The sequence below is a fragment of the Govania unica genome (assembly GCF_027920805.1).
GTDB classification, from domain to species: domain Bacteria; phylum Pseudomonadota; class Alphaproteobacteria; order Sphingomonadales; family Govanellaceae; genus Govanella; species Govanella unica.
This window is the reverse complement of the sequence record NZ_JANWOI010000009.1, coordinates 1-2,322: the sequence shown is the minus strand read 5'-3', so window position 1 is coordinate 2,322 and position 2,322 is coordinate 1. Positions and strand designations below refer to the sequence as shown.

The 2,322-nt window shown below is 55.1% G+C and carries 1 protein-coding gene and 1 pseudogene; one reads left to right on the top strand and one right to left on the bottom strand.

Going from position 1 to position 2,322, the window contains the following annotated elements; all coding sequences use genetic code 11:
• Positions 1-58: 58 nt before the first annotated feature.
• Positions 59-202: pseudogene (gene ccoS / locus NYP16_RS14590) on the top strand (cbb3-type cytochrome oxidase assembly protein CcoS); the annotation flags it as partial.
• Positions 203-367: 165 nt separating this feature from the next.
• On the opposite strand, the gene NYP16_RS14385 reads toward ccoS, so the two are convergent.
• Positions 368-2,080, bottom strand: coding sequence for an amidohydrolase (locus tag NYP16_RS14385; protein WP_274944856.1), 1,713 nt, complete (start codon positions 2,078-2,080; stop codon positions 368-370).
• Positions 2,081-2,322: the final 242 nt, after the last annotated feature.

Below are 2,322 nucleotides of genomic sequence, written 5' to 3'. Positions count from 1 at the left end.
CCGGGATGCTGATTTTGCTCCGGCTATGTCCGCACCAACCATAAACTGGAAGCGCTGAATGAGCAGTCTGATCTTTCTCGTCCCGCTGGCCTTGCTGCTGGGCGGAGCGGCGCTCGCGGCATTCTTCTGGTCCCTCAAAAGCGGCCAATATGACGATCTCCAAGGCGCGAGTGAGCGTATTTTCGTCGACCAGGACGGCGACCGCGTCGGCGCCCGGCATAGCCAGCCCCCGATGGCCAAGGACGCGGGGCGCGCCCCGAAAGTGGGGGAATGCTCATTGTCCGAGACAGAGGAGCAACATATTTGAGACTGCATGACGCAGTCTCAAATATGTTGGCATTCCCAAATTAATTGTTTCTGTGTTTGGTTATTTTGCCTGACTCGCGTCATAGATAATTTTGCCGTCTATGATCGTGTACAGGTTCTTGATGTTATGGACGTCGGTGATCGGAATTTTATAAGGGTTGCGGTCGATAATCGCGAGATCGGCGATCTTGCCAGTCTCGATCGTGCCCGATGCAGCAGCATTGCCGAATTGTCTGGCACCGTTGCTGGTGAAGATGATCATGGCGTCATCCAGTGTGATGGCTTCCTTTGGACCATAGGCCTCGCCTTTGCCACCGGGCGCTTTTCTGGTCACCAGTGTCTCAACGGCGATCCAGGGGTTGGGGGTCGGGATCACATACCAATCTGATCCGGCCACGACGAGGGCGCCGGATTTGACACCTTCCGCCACCGGCCAGGCCCGTTCATTACGTTTGGCACCGGTGACTTTGATGATGTCCTTGGTAATGGGCTGCGGGAACCACAGATAAGGTGAGAATTCCAGTGTTGCATTCAGTGGTTTGGCGCGCTTGATATCCTGTTCCGAAACAAAGGTCAGATGCCCCACATCATGCAAGGGACCCTTCAGACCATTGGCTTTACGGGCCGCTTCGACCGCATCAAACGCCGAGCGTACGGCCCAGTCACCAGCGGCATGGAATTTAACCGTGACGCCTGCCTTGTCGAGCCGCGTTACCAGCGGATTCAGCTCATCGGCCTGGGCCAGAAGAAGGCCCCGGGCTGGCTTTTTCGGGTCCATATTTTCGTAATGATCATAGGGCTCGAGCATAGCGCCCGTATGGCTGTCGGTGGGGACGCCATCCATGAACACCTTGACGCAATCCAGCTTGAAATTGACACGGGTGAAACTGGTGCGATTGGCCACGTCGCGTTCAAAATCTGGATTGTTGTCGCGCCACACATAGCAGCCGCGAACGCGCGGTTCGATGCCGGTGGTTTCGGCCAGATGGACATAAGCGGCCAGGGATTCCGGCGTGACCATGGCGTCAACCACGGTGGTGATGCCGAAAGATGTCATGATATCCAGCGCGGTTTTCAGCGCCGCGGTGTTTTCCGCCAGGCCGGCTTTGGGAAGGACTTTGCGCAGGACATCGCGTGCGCTTTCGCGGAGAATCCCTGTGGCTTCTCCTTTGGCGTCTCGTTCAATGATTCCGCCTTCGGGATTTTTGGTGTCTTTGGTGATGCCGGCCAAAGCCAGGGCGCGGCTGTTGACCCATAGGCTGTGGCCGCTGATATCCACGAGCGAGACCGGGTTGTCCGGGGCTATGGCATCAAGTGTTTCCTTGTTGAGCTCACTGTCTTTCAGTGAACCCGCCTGCCACTGTCCGCCGCTGATCCATTCGCCGGGCTTCTTCTTTTTTGCACAGTCCGAGATGGCCTTTTTCATAGCTGCGAGATCAGAGCCCTGCTCGAACGTGCAGCTGGACAGTAAAATCCCGGCCATCATCGGATGGGCATGCATGTCATGCATCCCCGGCACGACGGTTTTGCCCATCAGATCAATGACTTTTGCATCTTTCCCGAGCGCTTTTTGAACATCAGCCGATGTGCCGACGGCGATAATTTTACCGTTGGATATGCCGACCGCCTGAGACCAGCCTTTGGGGGTTTTGACATCGCCATTGATCAAGGCCAGGTCACCGCTTGCGGAGACGGCCGGTGAGGCGGTCAAAAGACAGGCCAGGATCACTGGCAGAGAAACCGATGGATATCGTTTGAAATCGCGCAGACGCATGTCTAGTCCCCTTTTTATCATTCATCCAAGCAGTCAAGCACCATAACTTTCGTTATCAGTCGTGCATGGCTCACCACCCTTCTGATAGCTGCTGAAAGCGCCAGAAGGCTTTTGGGTTTCTAAAGGGGTAGATATTGGCATTTTCGCCAATTTTTTAATTATAACTTGTTAGGCAGGTTGGGATTTTGCTTTGACTTGAAAAGCGCGCCCCCCGATTTTTATCATGGACAGCCTTAATGCCT